Consider the following 17,648-nt stretch of genomic DNA (forward strand, 5'->3'; position numbering starts at 1 on the left):
ACGGGAGGTGACGGCAGGTCTAGCGGACCAGACCCCACCGGAACCCGAGCGCCACGGCGTGGGCCCGGTCCGAGGCGCCGAGCTTCTTGAAGAGCCGCCGGGCGTGCGTCTTGACGGTGTCCTCGGAGAGGAACAGCTCACGGCCGATCTCCGCGTTGGAGCGGCCGTGGCTCATGCCCTCGAGGACCTGGATCTCACGCGCGGTGAGCGTGGGCGCGGCGCCCATCTCCGCCGAGCGCAGCCGGCGCGGGGCGAGCCGCCAGGTCGGGTCGGCCAGGGCCTGCGTGACGGTGGCCCGCAACTCCGCGCGGGAGGCGTCCTTGTGCAGGTACCCGCGCGCGCCGGCGGCCACGGCGAGCGCGACACCGTCGAGGTCCTCGGCGACCGTCAGCATGATGATGCGGGCGCCGGGGTCCGCGGACAGCAGCCGTCGGACGGTCTCGACGCCGCCCAGCCCGGGCATGCGTACGTCCATCAGAATGAGGTCCGAGCGGTCGGCGCCCCAACGGCGGAGGACCTCCTCGCCGTTGGCCGCCGTCGTCACACGCTCGACGCCGGGCACGGTCGCGACCGCGCGGCGGAGCGCCTCTCGGGCAAGCGGGGAGTCGTCGCAGACGAGGACGGATGTCATGGCCGCCCTCCGCAGCTGATGCACGTCACCTTGAGCCTCCAGGCTGGTACGAAATCTTCACCTGTGCGGTCGACCGTCTCGGACGCCTGCCCGAGCACTTGTTGCTTCAACCGCCTCCGCACTCTCAACGATGGTCACTCGAAAGAGTTACGGGGCTGAGTGTCATCTTCGGCACTCTACGTGAGGGCGCGGACACGGTGCAGACATGCGCGGCGGACTCCCCATCTTTCATCACAAGACATGCCCCATTTAGCCGTTTTTCTTCCCATTTTTTGGTGTCTAAGGCTAGATTCGCAATGAGTCATATTTTCATCTCCTTAGATCGTAGATGTACGGTCGTGGACACCGTATCCGCCCAGAACGGCTACAAGGGGTCACGCAATGGCAGATTTCTCCCGCCTTCCAGGACCGAACGCGGACCTGTGGGACTGGCAGCTCCTGGCTGCCTGCCGCGGGGTGGACAGCTCGCTCTTCTTCCATCCGGAGGGCGAGCGCGGTGCGGCTCGGAGTGCTCGCGAGAACTCGGCCAAGGAGGTCTGCATGAGGTGCCCGGTACGGGCGCAGTGCGCGGCTCACGCCCTGGCGGTGCGCGAGCCGTACGGCGTGTGGGGCGGCCTGACCGAGGACGAGCGCGAAGAGCTCATGGGCAGGGCACGAAACCGGCTGGTCGCGGCGTCCGCCGGCGGCGGCGATGCCGCTTCGAACAACTGAAGGAACGTTTCTGCTGGCCGGGCACGCATACGCGTGCCCTTATTTTTGGCCCGGGACCTGGCCCTGGACCTGGCCCGAGTCCTGTCGCGGACCACGGCCCGTGTCCTGTCGCGCCGACGCCCGCGCCAGCTGCTCCAGCGTCGCCGCCACCGCCGGCACCTGCGCCAGATCGGGCAGCGTGAGGGCGACGATCTCCCGCCGCACCGCCGGCTCCAGTGTCACCGTGCGCGCGCCCCGCGGTCGTACGGACTCGACGGCGAGCTGGGGCAGGACGGCGACGCCGAGACCGGCGCTCACCAGGCCGACGACCGCCGGATAGTCGTCGGTCGCGAAGTCGATGCGGGGCGTGAAGCCGGCCCCCTCGCACACCTCGACCAACTGCCCACGGCAGCGCGGGCAGCCCGCGATCCACGGTTCCCCGGCGAGTTCGCCGATGGCGACGGACTCCGCGCGCGCGAGCCGGTGCCGCTCGGGCACGAGCGCGACGAGCCGGTCGGTCAGCAGCGGTCGTACGACGAGGTCGTCCCACTCCTCCGTGGCCGCCGCCCGCTCGTAGCGGAAGGCGAGTGCCACGTCGCAGTCGCCCGCGCGGAGCAGGTCGACGGAGGCCGGCGGCTCGGCCTCCTCCAGCGAGACCCGGGTGCCGGGATGCGCGGCGCGCAGGGCGGCGAGGGCGGTCGGTACGAGGGTGGAACTGCCGCTGGGAAAGGAGACGAGCCGCACCCGCCCGGCGCGCAGCCCCGCGATGGCGGCGACCTCCTCCTCCGCGGCGGTCAGCCCGGAGAGGATTCCGGCGGCGTGCCTGACCAGCGCCTGACCGGCCTGCGTCAACCGCATCTCGCGTCCGGTGCGGATCAGCAGGGGGGTGCCCACCGAGGCTTCCAGGGCCTTCATCTGCTGGCTGACGGCGGGCTGGGTGCAGCCCAGCTCGCGTCCCGCCGCCGAGAAGGAGCCGGTGGTGGCGACGGCGCGCAGCACACGCAGATGACGGGCTTCGATCACCCTTCCATGATAAGCGAGCCTTTGGTACGACGCCGAATATCCCGTCGACACTTTGACTCACCGTCGCCTACCGTGCGGCCATGAAGCTTCTGTCTGTGAACCTGGGCCGGGCGCGGGCCGTGCCGTACACGGACCAGCCGGAGGGGCTGACCGCCATCGACAAGCGGCCCGCCGACGGGCCGGTACGGGTGGCGGCCCCCGGTCCCAAGGGGATCGGGAGGAGCGGTCTGGCTGGCGACACGGTGAGCGACACGCGCCACCACGGCGGCGACGACCAGGCCGTGTACGCCGTGGCGCGCGAGGACCTGGACGACTGGGAACGCGAGTTGGGGCGGCCGCTGGCGAGCGGCTCGTTCGGCGAGAACCTGACGACCGCGGGCCTGGACGTGTCCGGCGCGCTGATCGGCGAGCGCTGGCGGATCGGCTCCGGAGTGGTCCTCGAGGTCACCTGCGGGCGGATTCCCTGCCGTACCTTCCAGGGCCATCTGGATGAGCCGAGGTGGGTGAAGCGGTTCACGCGGAAGGGTGCGCCGGGCGCGTACCTGCGGGTGATACAGCCAGGCGAGATAGGTGCCGGGGACCCCGTGGAGATCGTGCACCGGCCGGACCACGACGTGACGGTGGCGCTCCAGTTCCGGGCGGTCACCACCGAGCGGGAACTGCTGCCGCGGCTGCTCGTGGCGGGTGCGGCGCTGCATCCCGAATCGCTGGCGGCGGCGCGGGCGTACGTGGAGAGGTACGGGTCCTGACCGGGTCGCACGGGACATCTTCCGGCCGGGTCCGCACTGATGGGGAGGCCCTGTGCAGTGACCGGACGTGATCGGTCCGGGTCACTAACCTTGCGCCATGACAACAGCATTGATCACGGGATCGACCGCGGGCATCGGTGCCGCGTTCGCGCGACGGCTCGCGGCTGACGGGCACAACCTCGTCCTGGTGGCACGGGACACCAAGCGGCTCGGGGAGCAGGCGACCGAGCTGCACGACCGGCACGGCATCGAGGCGGAGGTGCTGACCGCCGACCTCGCGACGGACGACGGCATCGAGACGGTGGCAGCCCGCCTCGCCGACCGCCGAAACCCGGTGGACCTGCTGGTCAACAACGCCGGCTTCGGCAACAAGGGCCGCTACCTCGACGTGTCCATGGCCGACGAGCTCAAGATGCTCAAGGTGCACTGCGAGGCGGTGCTTCGGCTGACGTCGGCGGCGACGGAGGCGATGCGGGAGCGGGGCCGGGGCGGGGTCGTCAACGTCGCGTCCGTGGCCGCCTTCGTGCCGCGCGGGACGTACGGCGCGTCCAAGGCCTGGGTCGTGCAGTTCACGCAGGGCGCGGCGCGGGACCTGGTCGGCACCGGGGTGCGGCTGATGGCGCTGTGCCCCGGCTTCGTGCGTACGGAGTTCCACGAGCGGGCCGGGATGGGCACGGACAACATCCCCGGCTGGATGTGGCTGGACGCCGACAAGCTGGTCGCGGCGGCGCTCGCGGACCTGGCCCGGGGGAAGTCGCTGTCGGTCCCGGACCCGCGGTACAAGGCGCTGATGGGCCTGGTGAAGGTCACGCCGAGGGCGTTGCTCGGGGGCATCAGTTCCCGGACGGGACGGAAGTACGGGCCGCAGTAGGGGGCGACGCGGTCGGGACCGGCCCTCGGACGGGTAGGGCGCGCGTGGCGGCGGTCCGTGGCTGACCCGACCCCGGCCACCGGCCGCAGCCTCCCCGTGGGCTGACCCGACCACGGCGGCATGTCGCCCGTCGGGCGCGAGGCACCGAGGCGTTCCGGTGGGAGAATGGGAGGGTTCCACCGGACCCAGGGGGGCCGGAGGCGGCACCATGACATTCGTACAGCTCATCGACTGCAGGACCAGCCGGTTCGACGACATGAACCGGCTGATGGACACGTGGGTCGAGCAGACCAAGGGGAAGCGGACGGCGACCCACAGCGTGATCGGTAAGGACCTGTCCGACTCCTCGCACATCGTCGAGATCGTGGAGTTCCCGTCGTACGAGGAGGCGATGCGGAACTCCAACCTGCCGGAGACCGACAAGATCTTCCGGGAGATGGTGGCCCTGTGCGACGAGATGCCCACCTTCACGGATCTGGAGGTCGTGCGGGACGAGCAGTTGTACGCGGAGAACGCGCGCCGGTTCTTCGAGACCATCGGCACCAAGGGTGAACTGCCGCCGCTGGACGGGCTGATCGCGCAGGACTACCACGACCACGATCCCGCCAACGAGCAGGACACCATCGGCATGGACGCGATGCGGCGCGAGATCGAGATGTGGCGCGGCGGCTTCGACTTCGCCTTCCACGTCGAGGACCAGATCGCCGACGGGGACCGGGTGTGCACCCGCTGGTCCTGGAGTGGGACCCAGACCGGTGACTTCATGGGGCTGCCGGCCAGTGGGAAGCGGGCCACGATGACCGGCACGACCGTCTTCCGGTGCGGCGAGGACGGGAAGATCACCGAGGCGTGGTGGCAGTACGACCGGCTGGGGCTGATGGCCCAGCTGGGGGCGCTCGAAGGGCTGGAGCAGTAGTCGGTTCCCGGCAACGGAGAAGCCCCCGTTCCGCGGGCGCGGAGCGGGGGCTTCTCTCGGGGTGCGGGTGGTGCCTGCCTCAGTGGGAGTGGCCGTGGCCGTGGCCGCCGGCGGCCGGCTCCTCTTCTTCCTTCTTCTCGACGACCAGGGTCTCGGTCGTGAGGAGGAGGGAGGCGATGGAGGCGGCGTTCTCCAGGGCGGAGCGGGTGACCTTGACCGGGTCGATGACGCCGGCCTTGACCAGGTCGCCGTACTCGCCGGTGGCGGCGTTGAAGCCCTGGCCCTTGTCGAGCTCGGCGACCTTGGAGGTGATGACGTAACCCTCCAGGCCGGCGTTCTCGGCGATCCAGCGCAGCGGCTCGACGGCGGCGCGGCGGACGACCGCGACACCCGTGGCCTCGTCGCCGGTCTTGCCGAGGTTGCCCTCGAGGACCTTCACGGCGTGGACGAGCGCGGAGCCACCACCGGAGACGATGCCCTCCTCGACCGCGGCGCGGGTCGCGGAGATGGCGTCCTCCAGGCGGTGCTTCTTCTCCTTCAGCTCCACCTCGGTGGCGGCGCCGACCTTGATCACGCACACGCCGCCGGCCAGCTTCGCGAGGCGCTCCTGGAGCTTCTCGCGGTCCCAGTCGGAGTCCGTGTTCTCGATCTCGGCCTTGATCTGGTTGACGCGACCGTGGACTTCCTCGGTCTTGCCGGCACCGTCGACGATCGTGGTGTCGTCCTTGGTGATCGTCACGCGGCGGGCGGAGCCCAGCACGTCCAGGCCGACCTGGTCGAGCTTGAGGCCGACCTCCTCGGCGACGACCGTGGCGCCGGTCAGGATCGCGATGTCCTGGAGCATGGCCTTGCGGCGGTCACCGAAGCCGGGGGCCTTGACCGCGACCGCGTTGAAGGTGCCGCGGATCTTGTTCACGACCAGGGTGGAGAGGGCCTCACCCTCGACGTCCTCGGCGATGATCAGCAGCGGCTTGGAGGAGTTGGTCTGGATGACCTTCTCCAGCAGCGGCAGCAGGTCCTGGATCGACGAGATCTTGCCCTGCGTGATCAGGATGTACGGGTCGTCGAGGACGGCCTCCATACGCTCCTGGTCCGTCACGAAGTACGGCGACAGGTAGCCCTTGTCGAAGGCCATGCCCTCGGTGAAGTCCAGCTCCAGACCGAAGGTGTTGGACTCCTCGACGGTGATGACACCGTCCTTGCCGACCTTGTCCATCGCCTCGGCGATGAGCTCGCCGACCTGGCTGTCCTGGGCGGACAGCCCGGCGACGGCCGCGATGTCGGACTTCTCGTCGATCGGACGGGCGGTGGCGAGGAGCTCCTCGGAGACCGCCTTGACCGCGGCGTCGATGCCCTTCTTCAGGGCGGCCGGGGAGGCACCGGCGGCGACGTTCTTCAGGCCCTCGCGTACGAGCGCCTGGGCCAGCACGGTGGCGGTGGTGGTGCCGTCACCCGCGATGTCGTTGGTCTTGGTCGCCACCTCCTTCACCAGCTGGGCGCCGAGGTTCTCGAACGGGTCCTCGACCTCGACCTCACGGGCGATGGTCACGCCGTCGTTGGTGATGGTGGGGGCGCCGAACTTCTTGTCGATGACGACGTTGCGGCCACGGGGGCCGATCGTCACCTTCACCGTGTCGGCAAGCTTGTTGACGCCGCGCTCGAGGGCGCGACGGGCGTCTTCGTCGAACTTCAGGATCTTCGCCATGGGAGCGTGAGCCCTCTCGGGAATCTAGGTGAAATTGACTGCGCCCCCGACGCCCGGCTCATGTGATCGCGGGGGCCAGGGGCGCAGCTCAATGCAATGTGCTTCGAAGCGGATTACTTCTCGATGATCGCGAGGACGTCGCGAGCCGAGAGGACGAGGTACTCCTCGCCGTTGTACTTCACTTCGGTGCCGCCGTACTTGCTGTACAGCACGATGTCGCCGGTCTTCACGTCGAGCGGCAGGCGCTCGCCGTTCTCGAAGCGGCCCGGACCGACGGCCAGGACGACGCCCTCCTGGGGCTTCTCCTTGGCCGTGTCCGGGATGACCAGGCCAGAGGCGGTGGTCTGCTCGGCGTCGAGCGGCTGGACCACAATGCGGTCCTCGAGCGGCTTGATGGCAACCTTGGAGCTGGTGGTCGTCACGATCCGACCTCCCCCTTCGGAGATCTCACGGGGCTAACTGTCTGGGGTCGCGCCCAGGTCGATCCGTCGTCGCGGGTGCCGGACCTGCCTGTCGCTGGTTGGCACTCTCCCGGGGGGAGTGCCAAAGCCGAGACTATGACCGCGATTAGCACTCGGTCAAGCGGAGTGCCAATTGCCTGCGGCGCGTGGCGGGGTTTTCACCTGGGTGCGGCCCCGTCTGGCCCCCTTCTCGGGTGGGCGTTGCCGGGGGCTGCCGCCCCCAGGCCCCCGCTTCGGCCCTGCGGTCCTCGTCCTCAAACGCCGGACCGGCTCAATATGGCCCGCTGTTCAGAGGTAGTCCTCCAGTCGGCCCACCGTCAGGCCGCGTTCCTGTGTCTCGCGCAGCAGTCGGGTGGTGCGTTTCACGAGGGTCAGGCCCGTCGACTCGCCCGAGGCCACCGACACGATGTCGCCGGGCCGCAGGCGTGGCTCGCCGTATGTGTACGTCAGGGTGCCGCCGCCCTCCAGCGACGCGCGCCAGCGGACGACCGCCGAGAGGCCGCAGTCGGCGGCCGCGCGCAGGGTGTTCGTGTCGTACGTGCCGTACGGGGGCCGGAAGAAGCGGGGGCGGATGCCGAAGCGGGACGTGAGCTTGTCCTGCTGGCCGCAGATCTCGGCGCGCTGGCCGGCGTAGGGCAGGCCGCGCAGGGCGGGGTGGTCGAGGGTGTGGTTCTGGACCCTCGCGCCGACCGCCTGCAGTCGCGCGAAGTGGCCGTACCCCGGGCCGACGACACTGTCCGTGAGGAACAGGCTGACGGGGAGCCGCAGTTCACGGACCATGTCGACGAACCGCGGGTCCTGCTCGGCGCCGTCGTCGTAGGTGAGGAAGACGACTCGGTCGCGGGTGCGCACCCGGTCCACCACGGGCGGCAGACCGGGGCCCGCCGTACGGGCGGCGGGGGGCCGGGCGCGCACCCGCGGGGCCGGGGGCAGCGGGAGCGCGAGTCCCCAGCGGCGGTACGCGGGCTCTGCCGACGTGGCCGGTTCGTGCGGCCGTACCCGCTGGGCCGCCTTCTTGCTCAGCCGTTCGATGGGGTCGACGGACTGGGCGCAGCCGGCGAGGAGCGCCAGCCCCAGCAGTCCGGCCACCAGTGTCAGCACCCGTGCCCGCCGGGGAGCGAGAGCTCGCGGAAGCACCGGGGTCCGCGGTCCCGCCCGCAGCCTCACAGGTAGTCCTCGAGGCGGGCCACCGCGTATCCCCTGGCGGTGATCTTGTCGAGGAAACGGCGGATCATGTCGGGCATCGTGCCCTTCCAGTCCCGTCTGCCCCGGAAGTGACTGAGGACGATGTCACCCGGATGGATGTCGCGGTCCCACTCGCGGTACTCCCAGTGGTCGACGAAGACCTCCTCGGCCCAGAGGGGGGCGTACCTGATGCCGCAGGATTTGGCGGCGCGCAGGGTGTCCGCGTCGTAGTTGCCGTAGGGCGGGCGGAAGAGGGCGGGGCGCCTGCCGTACTGCTTCTCGATCACGTCCTGCATGCCGCAGATCTCCCGCTTCTGGCGGGCGTAGGACAGGGCCGGCAGGTAGGGGTGGTGCAGGGTGTGGTTGTTCAGGTTCACCCCCGACTCCCGCATCCTGCGGAAGTAGCCGTAGTCCTTCCTGATCAGGAAGTCGCTGAGGAAGGCGGTGTACGGGATCTTCAGGTCGCTCGTCATGCGCAGGAACGCCGGGTCCTTCTCGGCGCCGTCGTCGATGGTGAGGAAGACGATCTTCTGGCGGGTGGGGACGGTGGTGAAGACCGGGGGGAGGCGCAGTTCGTCGTGGTCGTGCACTTCGAAACCCTTGCGGGTCCTGATCACCGGCTTCTCCGCGGGCGGCGCCGGTGCCGTCAGCGGGACCCGAGCCAGGCCCCAGCGCCGCGCGGCGGCGACCCGGGCGGTGTGCGCGGCGCGCAGCTTCTCGGCGTAGCCCTGGAGGGCGCGGGCCGGGGCCGCGCGCAGGGGTTGCTGTCCATGGGCCGGCCGCACCTCCGTGGATCCGCCCTGTGCGCAGCCCGCGGCGAGGGCGGCGACGGCGAGCACGGCGACCGCGCCGCGCGGCGGGAATCGCCGAGCTGACCGATTTTTGTAATTTTGTCCTACTACTCGCATGGGGCCGGATCCTCGCAGGTCACCGCCTCCGTCCCCGGCCGACACCCCGGCTCGCACGGCCGCCGGAGGCGGACCGTCCACCGACTGGCCCACAATGAGCCGGTGAACGACCTGGACGCCCTCCTCACCCCCGAAGGCCGCGCTCTCCTCGACGAGGTGCGTGACACCGACCCGGCGCACGAACTCGCCGTCGCCACCCGGCTGCGCCGCGAGCACCCCGCCGAACTGGTGTCGGCGGCGCTCGGGCAGGCGCGGCTGCGGCAACGGGCGGCGGCGAAGTTCGGGGCCGAGGACGCGGGGCGGATGTTCTTCACGCCGAACGGGGTCGAGCAGTCCACCCGGACGACCGTCGCGACCTACCGCGCGGAACGCCTCAAGGCCCTCGGCGTCACCTCCGTCGCCGACCTGTGCTGCGGCATCGGCGGGGACGCTATCGCGCTGGCCCGTGCCGGGATCCGGGTCCTGGCCGTGGACCGGGACCCGCTGACGGCGGCGACGGCGCGCGCGAACGCGGAGACGCTGGGTCTCACCGACCTGATCGAGGTGGTGGAGGCGGACGTCACCGAGGTGGACACGGCCGGCTGGGACGCCGTGTTCGTCGACCCCGGCCGGCGCGGGGGCCGCGGACGGATCTTCGACCCCGAGGGGTACTCGCCCCCGCTCTCGTGGGCGGTGGAGGCGGCCCGCAGGGCACCGCTGGCCGCGCTGAAGATCGCTCCCGGCATCCCGCACGAGGCGGTGCCCGCCGAGGCCGAGGCGGAGTGGATCTCCGACCGCGGGGACGTGAAGGAGGCGGTGCTGTGGTTCGGCACCGAGCCCGGCGCGGTGCGCGCGACCCTGCTGCCGGGACCGCGCACCGTGCTCTCCACCGGCCTGCCCGATCCGCGGGTGCGACCGGTGGGGCGTTACCTGTACGAGCCGGACGGCGCCGTCATCCGGGCCCATCTGGTGGCCGAGGTGGCCCAACAGCTCGACGGCGGCCTGATCGACGAGACCATCGCGTACGTCACCGCCGACGAACCGCGGCCGACGCCGTACGCCTCGCCGTACGAGATCACCGACCAACTCCCCTTCAACCTGAAGAAGTTGAAGGCACTGCTGCGGGAGCGGGAGGTCGGGATCCTGACCGTGAAGAAGCGGGGGTCGGCGGTCGAGCCGGAGGAACTGCGCAGGAAGGTCAAGCCGCAGGGGCGCAACGCGGCCACCGTCTTCCTGACACGCGTCGCGGGTGCGCCGACCATGCTGGTCGGCGCCCCCGTGGCCCCTACTAGCGGTGGGACGTCTTGAGGGGGCCCAGGTGCGGCTCGGCGGCCACCGGGCCGGACCGGGTCGCGGCCGCGTCGCCGCCGTCGGCGCGCGAGGGAACGCCCGCGCGCTCGGTTCGTCGCTCGTCGCCGGGACGCCGTTGTCGTACGGCTGGTACACGAACCGGCTGCCGCTCGCGCTGATCGAGGCGCCCGCCGTGGTCAGCGCGCCCGGGGTGACCGAGGCGGTGGGGCCGAACGCGATCGCGGCCCGCATGCCCGCTGACCGATGGTCGAACCCGGGTCACGAACATGGTCGAATCCGGGTCACGAACCGCACTCGGCCGCCCGCGCCAGCAGCAGGTCCCGCTCGCGTTCGTTGCGCGCCAGCCCCGCCGCCCGTACGAACTCCTCGCGGGCCTCCGCCGTACGCCCCAGCCGCGTCAGCAGATCCCCCCGCACGCTCGGCAGCAAGTGGTAGTCCCGCAGGGCGGGTTCCGCGGTGAGGGCGTCGACGAGTTCCAGCGCCGGGGCGGGCCCCTCGGCCATCGACACCGCGACGGCGCGGTTGAGCTCGACGACCGGGGACGGGGCGCGGGCCGCGAGCAGGGCGTACAGGGTGGCGATCCGCGGCCAGTCGGTTGCCTCGTAGGAGTACGCGAGGGCGTGACAGGCGGCGATGGCCGCCTGGAGGGCGTACGGGCCCGGGGCGCCGGTCGCGGTGGCGGTGGCGCGGTCCAGGGCGGTGATGCCGCGGCCGATGAGCATGCGGTTCCAGCGGCGGCGGTTCTGGTCCTTGAGGAGGACGGGCTCGCCGCCGGGACCGGTGCGGGTGGCGGCGCGGGAGGTCTGGAACTCCAGGAGCGAGACCAGGCCGTGCACCTCGGCCTCCTTCGGCATCAGTCCGGCGAGCACCCGCGCGAGGCGCAGGGCGTCCTCGCACAGACCGGGGCGCAGCCAGTCGTCGCCGGCCGTGGCGGCGTAGCCCTCGTTGAAGACGAGGTAGATGACGTCGAGGACGGAGCCGAGGCGGGCCTCGCGGTCGGGCCCGTAGGGCACCTCGAACGCCACGTTCCGCTTTGCCAGGGTCCGCTTCGCGCGCACGATGCGCTGGGCGACGGTCGGCTCCGGGACCAGGAACGCGCGGGCGATCTCGGTCGTCGTCAGACCGCCGAGCAGGCGCAGTGTGAGCGCGGTGCGGGCCTCGGCGGACAGCACGGGGTGGCAGGCGGTGAAGACCAGCCGGAGCAGGTCGTCGTCGATGTCGTCGGGGTCGGCGAGGGCGGCGGGCTCCTCGGGCGGCACCGTCGTCTCCAGGTCGCGGCCGATCTCCTGGAGCTTGCGCGCGTAGTTCTCCCGGCGTCGGATCAGGTCGACCGCGCGGCGCCTGGCGGCGACCATCAGCCAGGCACCGGGGTTGTCCGGCACCCCGTCCCTCGGCCACTGCTCCAGTGCGGCGACCAGCGCGTCCTGCGCCAGTTCCTCGGCGATGCCGACGTCCCGGACGATACGGGCGACGCCGGCGATGATGCGCGGCGACTCGATACGGAAGACGGTCTCGACGGTGCGGCGAGCGTCCGCGCCGGTGCCGGCTTCCGACCTGGTGCTGGGGTCCGAGCCAGTGTCGGCGTCCGACCCGGTGTCGGCTTCCGACCCGGTGTCGGCCTCGGCCGTAGGGCGGGCCTCCGCCCCGGTGTCGGCTTCCGACCCAGTGTCGGCGTCCGACCCGGTGCGGGCCTCGGCCGTAGGGCGGGCCTCCGCCGTCGGACGGGTCTCCGCCGTAGGGCGGGCCTCGGCCGGCGTGGTGGCGGCGGTGGCGGGCTGGTCTGCGGAGGGCTGTGGGCTCACAGCCCTCCATGCAACACCCCCGGCGGCCCAGGACCAAGGAGGACTCAGCCCTCCATGATCTCCCGCACCTCACAGGTGACGGTCCAGTGCTCCTCGTGCACCTTCAGGAACCGCTTCGTCCACTCGATCGCCTCGGCCTTGTCCTTGGCCTGCACGAGGGCGTAGCCGCCGATGACCTCCTTGGACTCGGTGAAGGGTCCGTCGGTGACGGACAGTTGCCCGCCCTCGTAGTGCACGCGGGTGCCCTGGGCGGACGGGGTCAGACCGGCGGTGTCGAGCAGGACACCCGCCTTGGTCATCTCCTCGATCAGCTCACCCATCCGCTGCATCAGCTCGGGGCTGGGGCCCTCGGCGGGGGCGGCCGACTCGTCGATACGGATCATGGAGAGATAGCGCGGCATGACAGCTCCTCGTACGGTGTCCGGCCGGTTCCTTCCCGGCCTCTCACCCCTGCGTCGAACGGGAGACGGCCGGATCGACACGTGAGCCGACATTCGCCGGGGTTTTTTCGAGCGGCCGTCCCGGGGGCGTTCGGCACGGCGGTCTCCATGCCGTTCGGTGCGCCGCGCGGTCAGCGCAGTGACGCCCACAGTTCGCTCGCCTCGGGTTCGTCGGCGACCACCCGGTTGCGGTCCGAGGGTGCCGTCACCACCGGCATCGTCACCGTCTTCACGTCGTCCGCCGCCAGGCCCTTGAGGCTCTGGCCGAGGCGCATCAGTTCGGTCAGCGAGTCGAGCCCGGTGTCCGTGGTCAGGCTGCCGGTCACCGCGTCGGCGACCTCGTACAGCTTGGTGGGGTCCGAGAGGAGGTTCGTCGAGGAGATCTGCTCGATCAGGGCCTTCACCAGCTTCTGCTGGAGGCCTATCCGGCCGAGGTCGCTGCCGTCGCCTATGCCGTGCCGGGTACGGGCCAGCGCCAGGGCCTGGGTGCCGTCGAGGGTGTGCGTGCCGGCCTTGAGGTGCAGGTGGCTGTCGTCGTCGTCGATGTCCTCGTCCGTGGTGACGGTGACCCCGCCGAGCGCGTTCACCAGCTTCGCGAACCCCGAGAAGTCGATCTCGATGTAGTGGTCCATGCGGACGTCGGTGATCGCCTCGACCGTCTTCACCGCGCACACCGGTCCGCCCACCGAGTAGGCGCTGTTGAACATCGTGCCGTAGGAGACGGCCGAGGTCCCGCCGGACGACAGCGGGCAGGACGGGCGGGTGACGAGCGTGTCGCGCGGGATGCTGACGACGCTGGCGGTGGTACGGCCCGCGTCGAGGTGGACGACCATCGCTGTGTCGGAACGGGCACCGGTGCTGTCTCCGCCGCCGAGCGCCTTGTTCTCCTTGCCGCTGCGCGAGTCCGAGCCCAGGACCAGGATGTTCAGGGCCTCGGTGGGCAGTGCGGACGCGGAGGGGGCGGGGGTGGTCACCGCCTTCGCCGGGCGGTCGTCGCCGAGGGCGTTGTCGATGTCGACGCTCTTGATGTTGTTGTTCAGGTGCCAATAGGCCCAGCCCGCGGCGCCGATGCCCAGCACCAGGGCGCCGGCCAGCGTGAGGCCGGCGACCTTCAGCACTCTCGCCCGTCGGGCCGTCCGTCTGCCCGCGTCGCCGCTCGCTTCGTCTCCGGTCACGGGAGGAACATAGGTCCGAATTATTAGGAGACTGTTAGCGGGAGCGGCCGGGAGCCGTTTTCTTCGGAAAATCTAACGCTTCTCAGGCCCGCCTCAGCCCGGCGGCAGGCCCGCCTCGGTGTGCCGCGTCCCAGCACCGGAAGCGTGTCGAAAGTTTCGACTGAGCACCCGACTCGCTTCGACCTCACGCGGCGCGAGCACCCGTGGTGCCCTAACCCACCGGCGGCACCCCTGTGCTGCTGCGCACCACCAGACTGGTCGCGAGCTCCACCCGGGTCGCCGTGGACGAGGACCCCTCCTCGCGCCCGAGGTCGAGGACCAGCTTCGCGGCCGCCTCGGCCATCTCCATGAGCGGCTGCCGTACGGTCGTCAGCGGTGGGCCGACCCAGCGGGCCACCGGCAGGTCGTCGAACCCGACCACGCTCAGGTCCTCGGGAATGCGCAGCCCCAGCTCGCGCGCCGCCTCGTACAGGCCGAGCGCCTGGAGGTCGTTGCCCGCGAAGACGGCGGTGGGCCGGTCCGGGCGGCGCAGCAGCTCGAGGCCGCGCCGGTAGCCGGCCTCGTGGTGGAAGTCGCCGGCCGTGATCAGCGCCGGGTCGACCGGGAGGCCGGCCGTCTCCAGCGCGGCCCGGTAGCCGTCGACGCGGGCGCGGCTGCACATGATCCGGGACGGCCCGCTGATCGCGCCGATCCGGGTGTGCCCGAGTTCGATCAGATGCCGGGTGGCGGCGAGTCCGCCCTGCCAGTTGGTGGCGCCGATCGAGGGCACGTCGGCGCCCGGGTCGCCGGCCGGGTCCATCACCACGAACGGGATGGACCTGCTGTGCAGCAGGGCGCGCTGGGACACGTCGAGGCCGGAGAGCACCAGGATCACGCCGTGCGGGCGACGGGCGGCGACCTGGTCGGCCCAGGTCCGGCCCGGGGTGAGCCGGCCCGCGCTCTCACTCAGCACGACGCTCAGCCCGGCGCCCCGGGCCACGTTCTCGACGCCCCGGATGACCTCCATCGCCCACGCGCTCTCCAGCTCGTGGAAGACCAGGTCGATCAGCGGCGAGCGGCTCGCCTCGGCACGCCGGCGGCGGTAGCCGTGGACGCGCAGCAGCTCCTCCACGCGGGCGCGGGTCGCGGGGGCTACGTCGGCGCGGCCGTTGAGGACCTTCGAAACTGTCGGCGCCGACACGCCGGCCTCGCGGGCGATCTCGGCCAGCGTCGCGGTCTGCGCGGACCGTCCGGTCGTCCCGGTCTTCGTCCGGGTTTCAGCGGGCTCCGGGGGTGTCATGGCGGCGATCGTATCCCTGCGGCACCCCTTGACGAACCCTTCTCACCGGCCTAGGTTCCCAAAACATTCGGTTTGTTCAGCGAAACATTCGCAGGAACGTTCGTGGACACAGGCTCTGAGGGCCCTCCACCCTGACAGGAGTTTCATGACCACCGCCCCCTGGCGTGACCCCGCCCAGCCCGCCGCCGCCCGCGTGGACGACCTCCTCTCCCGGATGACCCTGGAGGAGAAGACCGCCCAGCTGTACGGCGTGTGGGTGGGCGCCGCCACGGACGGCGACGGAGTCGCCCCCCTGCAGAGCGAGATGACCGCCGCCTACGACTGGGACGAGCTGATCACCCACGGCCTCGGCCAGCTGACCCGCTCCTTCGGCACCGCCCCGGTGGACCCGGCGTTGGGCGCGCAGGCACTGGCGCGCGCCCAACGCCGTATCACCGAGGCCGGCCGCTTCGGCATCCCTGCCGTCGCCCACGAGGAGTGCCTGGCCGGCTTCACGGCCTGGGGCGCCACGGCGTACCCCGTGCCCCTCGCCTGGGGCGCCGGCTTCGACCCCGAGCTCGTCGAGGAGCTGGGCCGGCACATCGGCCGCGACCTGCGCTCGGCCGGCGTCCACCAGGGCCTCGCCCCCGTCCTGGACGTCGTACGCGATCCGCGCTGGGGCCGGGTGGAGGAGACCATCGGCGAGGACCCGTACCTGGTCGGCACGGTCGGCGCCGCCTACGTCCGGGGCCTGGAGTCGGCCGGGGTGGTCGCCACGCTCAAGCACTTCGCGGGGTACGCCTCCTCGGCGGGCGCCCGCAACCTGGCTCCGGTCCGGGCGGGCGTCCGGGAGTTCGCCGACGTCACGCTCCCGCCGTTCGAGATGGCGCTGCGCGAGGGCGGCGCGCGCTCGGTGATGGCCGCGTACACCGACACGGACGGCGTCCCGGCCTCGGCGGACCCCCTCCTGCTCACCGAACTCCTGCGCGAGAGCTGGGGGTTCACCGGCACGGTGGTCGCCGACTACTTCGGCATCGGCTTCCTGGAGACCCTGCACCGGGTGGCCGGCTCGCCGGCCGAGGCGGCGCACGCGGCGCTGGCCGCGGGCATCGACGTCGAACTGCCGACACTCAAGTGCTACGGCAAGCCGCTCCTCGAAGCGGTACGGGCCGGCGAGGTCCCGCAGTCGCTGATCGACCGGGCGGCCCGCCGCGTCCTGCTGCAGAAGTGCGAGCTGGGCCTGCTGGACGAGGGCTGGACCCCGGAGCCGACCGGACCGATCGACCTCGACTCGACCGCCAACCGCGCCCTGGCCCGCCGGCTGGCCGAACAGTCGGTGGTGCTCCTCGACAACCCGGACGGGGCGCTGCCGCTGGCCCCCGACGCCAGGATCGCGGTGGTGGGCCCGCGGGCCGCCGACGCGCTGGCCATGCTGGGCTGCTACTCCTTCCCCTCCCATGTGCTCACCCGGCACCCCGACGTGCCCATGGGCATCGACATCCCGACCCTGCTGGACGCCCTGCGCGACGAGCTCCCCGACGCCAAGGTGAGCTTCGCCGAGGGCTGCGACACCTCCGACCCGGACACCTCGGGCTTCGACGAGGCAGTGGCCCGGACCGCCGAGGCGGACGTGTGCGTGGCGGTCCTGGGCGACCGCGCGGGCCTGTTCGGCCGGGGCACCTCGGGCGAGGGCTGCGACGTGACGGACCTGCGACTGCCCGGTGTACAGGCCGAGTTGCTCGACGCGCTGACGGCGACCGGGGTTCCGGTGGTGCTGGTCCTGCTCACCGGCCGGCCGTACGCGCTGGGCCGCTGGGACGGCCGGCTGGCCGCCGTGGTCCAGGCGTTCTTCCCCGGCGAGGAGGGCGGCCCGGCGGTGGCGGGCGTGCTCTCCGGCCGGGTGAACCCCTCGGGCCGCCTCCCGGTGAGCGTCCCCCGGGTGCCCGGGGGTCAGCCGTGGACCTACCTCCAGCCACCGCTGGGCCTGGCGGGCGACGTCAGCAACCTGGACCCGACCCCGCTGTACCCGTTCGGGCACGGCCGCTCCTACACGGCGTTCGTGTGGGAGGACTTCGCGGGCACCGAGCCGGAGATCGGCACGGATGGCTCGTACGACGTGTCGCTGACGGTCCGCAACACCGGCGACCGGGAGGGCGCGGACGTCGTACAGCTGTACCTGCACGACCCGGTGGCCACGGTGACCCGCCCCGACGTCCGGCTGATCGGCTACCAGCGGGTGCGGCTGGCGCCGGGCGAGGCGCGGCGCGTGACCTTCCGCTTCCACACGGACCTGTCGGCGTTCACCGACCGCAGCGGCCGTCGGGTGGTCGAACCGGGCGCCCTGGAACTGCGGTTGGCGGCTTCCGCCGCGGAGGCCCGGCACACGGCACGGCTCACCCTCACGGGCCCGGTACGGGAGCTGGGACCCGACCGGCGGTTGCGCTGCGAGACGGAGCTGTCGCCGGTGTCCTGACCGCGCCGCGCGCAAGGGAGATGAGACGCCCGGCAGGAGGTGCGGGCCGGTCGTCGCCGCGGTGGCCCGGC

The 17,648-nt window shown here is 71.7% G+C and carries 16 protein-coding genes; 6 read left to right on the forward strand and 10 right to left on the reverse strand.

The features are described from left to right. Positions 1 to 19 precede the first annotated feature (19 nt). The gene (locus OG985_RS19565) at positions 20 to 631 is read right to left on the reverse strand and encodes a response regulator transcription factor (protein WP_003948568.1); all 612 of its coding nucleotides are present in this window, start codon (positions 629 to 631) and stop codon (positions 20 to 22) included. 381 nt (positions 632 to 1,012) lie between these two features. On the opposite strand from OG985_RS19565, the gene OG985_RS19570 reads away from it, so the two are divergent. Further along, on the forward strand, positions 1,013 to 1,342 hold the full coding sequence (locus tag OG985_RS19570; protein ID WP_371669644.1) for a WhiB family transcriptional regulator: 330 nt from the start codon (positions 1,013 to 1,015) through the stop codon (positions 1,340 to 1,342). 39 nt (positions 1,343 to 1,381) lie between these two features. Here the strand turns inward: OG985_RS19570 and OG985_RS19575 are convergent, their stop codons facing one another. Beyond that, a complete protein-coding gene (locus OG985_RS19575; protein WP_371669645.1) occupies positions 1,382 to 2,344 on the reverse strand; it encodes a LysR family transcriptional regulator in 963 nt (320 codons plus the stop codon). Positions 2,345 to 2,424: 80 nt separating this feature from the next. Between OG985_RS19575 and OG985_RS19580 the strand changes: the two genes are divergently transcribed. From OG985_RS19580 to OG985_RS19590, 3 genes are all read left to right on the forward strand, one after another. After that, a complete protein-coding gene (locus OG985_RS19580; RefSeq protein WP_371669646.1) occupies positions 2,425 to 3,093 on the forward strand; it encodes an MOSC domain-containing protein in 669 nt (222 codons plus the stop codon). A 97-nt stretch (positions 3,094 to 3,190) separates the two neighbouring features. Continuing rightward, on the forward strand, positions 3,191 to 3,964 hold the full coding sequence (locus OG985_RS19585; RefSeq protein ID WP_371669647.1) for an SDR family NAD(P)-dependent oxidoreductase: 774 nt from the start codon (positions 3,191 to 3,193) through the stop codon (positions 3,962 to 3,964). A 208-nt stretch (positions 3,965 to 4,172) separates the two neighbouring features. Continuing rightward, positions 4,173 to 4,880: an ester cyclase gene (locus OG985_RS19590; protein ID WP_371669648.1), complete on the forward strand. Its 708-nt coding sequence runs from the start codon at positions 4,173 to 4,175 to the stop codon at positions 4,878 to 4,880. Positions 4,881 to 4,959: 79 nt separating this feature from the next. Here the strand turns inward: OG985_RS19590 and groL are convergent, their stop codons facing one another. The 4 genes from groL to OG985_RS19610 all read right to left on the reverse strand — a co-directional run bounded on the left by groL (position 4,960) and on the right by OG985_RS19610 (position 9,139). Next, positions 4,960 to 6,585 carry a chaperonin GroEL gene (gene groL / locus OG985_RS19595; protein WP_371669649.1) on the reverse strand — a complete coding sequence of 542 codons (1,626 nt, stop codon included), beginning with the start codon at positions 6,583 to 6,585 and terminating at the stop codon, positions 4,960 to 4,962. 113 nt (positions 6,586 to 6,698) lie between these two features. After that, positions 6,699 to 7,007 (reverse strand): co-chaperone GroES, encoded by a 309-nt coding sequence (groES, locus tag OG985_RS19600; RefSeq protein ID WP_003998759.1) that lies wholly within the window; start codon positions 7,005 to 7,007, stop codon positions 6,699 to 6,701. Between the two features lie 327 nt (positions 7,008 to 7,334). Next, positions 7,335 to 8,183 carry a polysaccharide deacetylase family protein gene (locus OG985_RS19605; protein WP_371674436.1) on the reverse strand — a complete coding sequence of 283 codons (849 nt, stop codon included), beginning with the start codon at positions 8,181 to 8,183 and terminating at the stop codon, positions 7,335 to 7,337. Positions 8,184 to 8,209: 26 nt separating this feature from the next. After that, positions 8,210 to 9,139, reverse strand: coding sequence for a polysaccharide deacetylase family protein (locus OG985_RS19610; RefSeq protein WP_371669650.1), 930 nt, complete (start codon positions 9,137 to 9,139; stop codon positions 8,210 to 8,212). A 102-nt stretch (positions 9,140 to 9,241) separates the two neighbouring features. On the opposite strand from OG985_RS19610, the gene OG985_RS19615 reads away from it, so the two are divergent. Further along, entirely contained in the window at positions 9,242 to 10,426 is a 1,185-nt protein-coding gene (locus OG985_RS19615) for a methyltransferase domain-containing protein (protein ID WP_371669651.1), read from the forward strand. Between the two features lie 284 nt (positions 10,427 to 10,710). Here OG985_RS19615 and OG985_RS19620 read toward each other — a convergent pair whose 3' ends face one another. From OG985_RS19620 to OG985_RS19635, 4 genes are all read right to left on the reverse strand, one after another. Continuing rightward, on the reverse strand, positions 10,711 to 11,928 hold the full coding sequence (locus OG985_RS19620) for an RNA polymerase sigma factor (protein ID WP_371674437.1): 1,218 nt from the start codon (positions 11,926 to 11,928) through the stop codon (positions 10,711 to 10,713). 347 nt (positions 11,929 to 12,275) lie between these two features. Beyond that, positions 12,276 to 12,632: a YciI family protein gene (locus tag OG985_RS19625; protein WP_371669652.1), complete on the reverse strand. Its 357-nt coding sequence runs from the start codon at positions 12,630 to 12,632 to the stop codon at positions 12,276 to 12,278. 170 nt (positions 12,633 to 12,802) lie between these two features. After that, positions 12,803 to 13,846 carry an LCP family protein gene (locus OG985_RS19630; RefSeq protein ID WP_371669653.1) on the reverse strand — a complete coding sequence of 348 codons (1,044 nt, stop codon included), beginning with the start codon at positions 13,844 to 13,846 and terminating at the stop codon, positions 12,803 to 12,805. A 211-nt stretch (positions 13,847 to 14,057) separates the two neighbouring features. Beyond that, positions 14,058 to 15,125, reverse strand: a complete 1,068-nt coding sequence (locus OG985_RS19635; RefSeq protein WP_371669654.1) for a LacI family DNA-binding transcriptional regulator — start codon at positions 15,123 to 15,125, stop codon at positions 14,058 to 14,060. A 145-nt stretch (positions 15,126 to 15,270) separates the two neighbouring features. Here OG985_RS19635 and OG985_RS19640 point away from each other — a divergent pair, with 145 nt between their 5' ends. Next, positions 15,271 to 17,577, forward strand: a complete 2,307-nt coding sequence (locus OG985_RS19640) for a glycoside hydrolase family 3 N-terminal domain-containing protein (protein ID WP_371669655.1) — start codon at positions 15,271 to 15,273, stop codon at positions 17,575 to 17,577. Positions 17,578 to 17,648 lie beyond the last annotated feature (71 nt).

This window comes from Streptomyces sp. NBC_00289 (assembly GCF_041435115.1).
GTDB lineage: Bacteria > Actinomycetota > Actinomycetes > Streptomycetales > Streptomycetaceae > Streptomyces.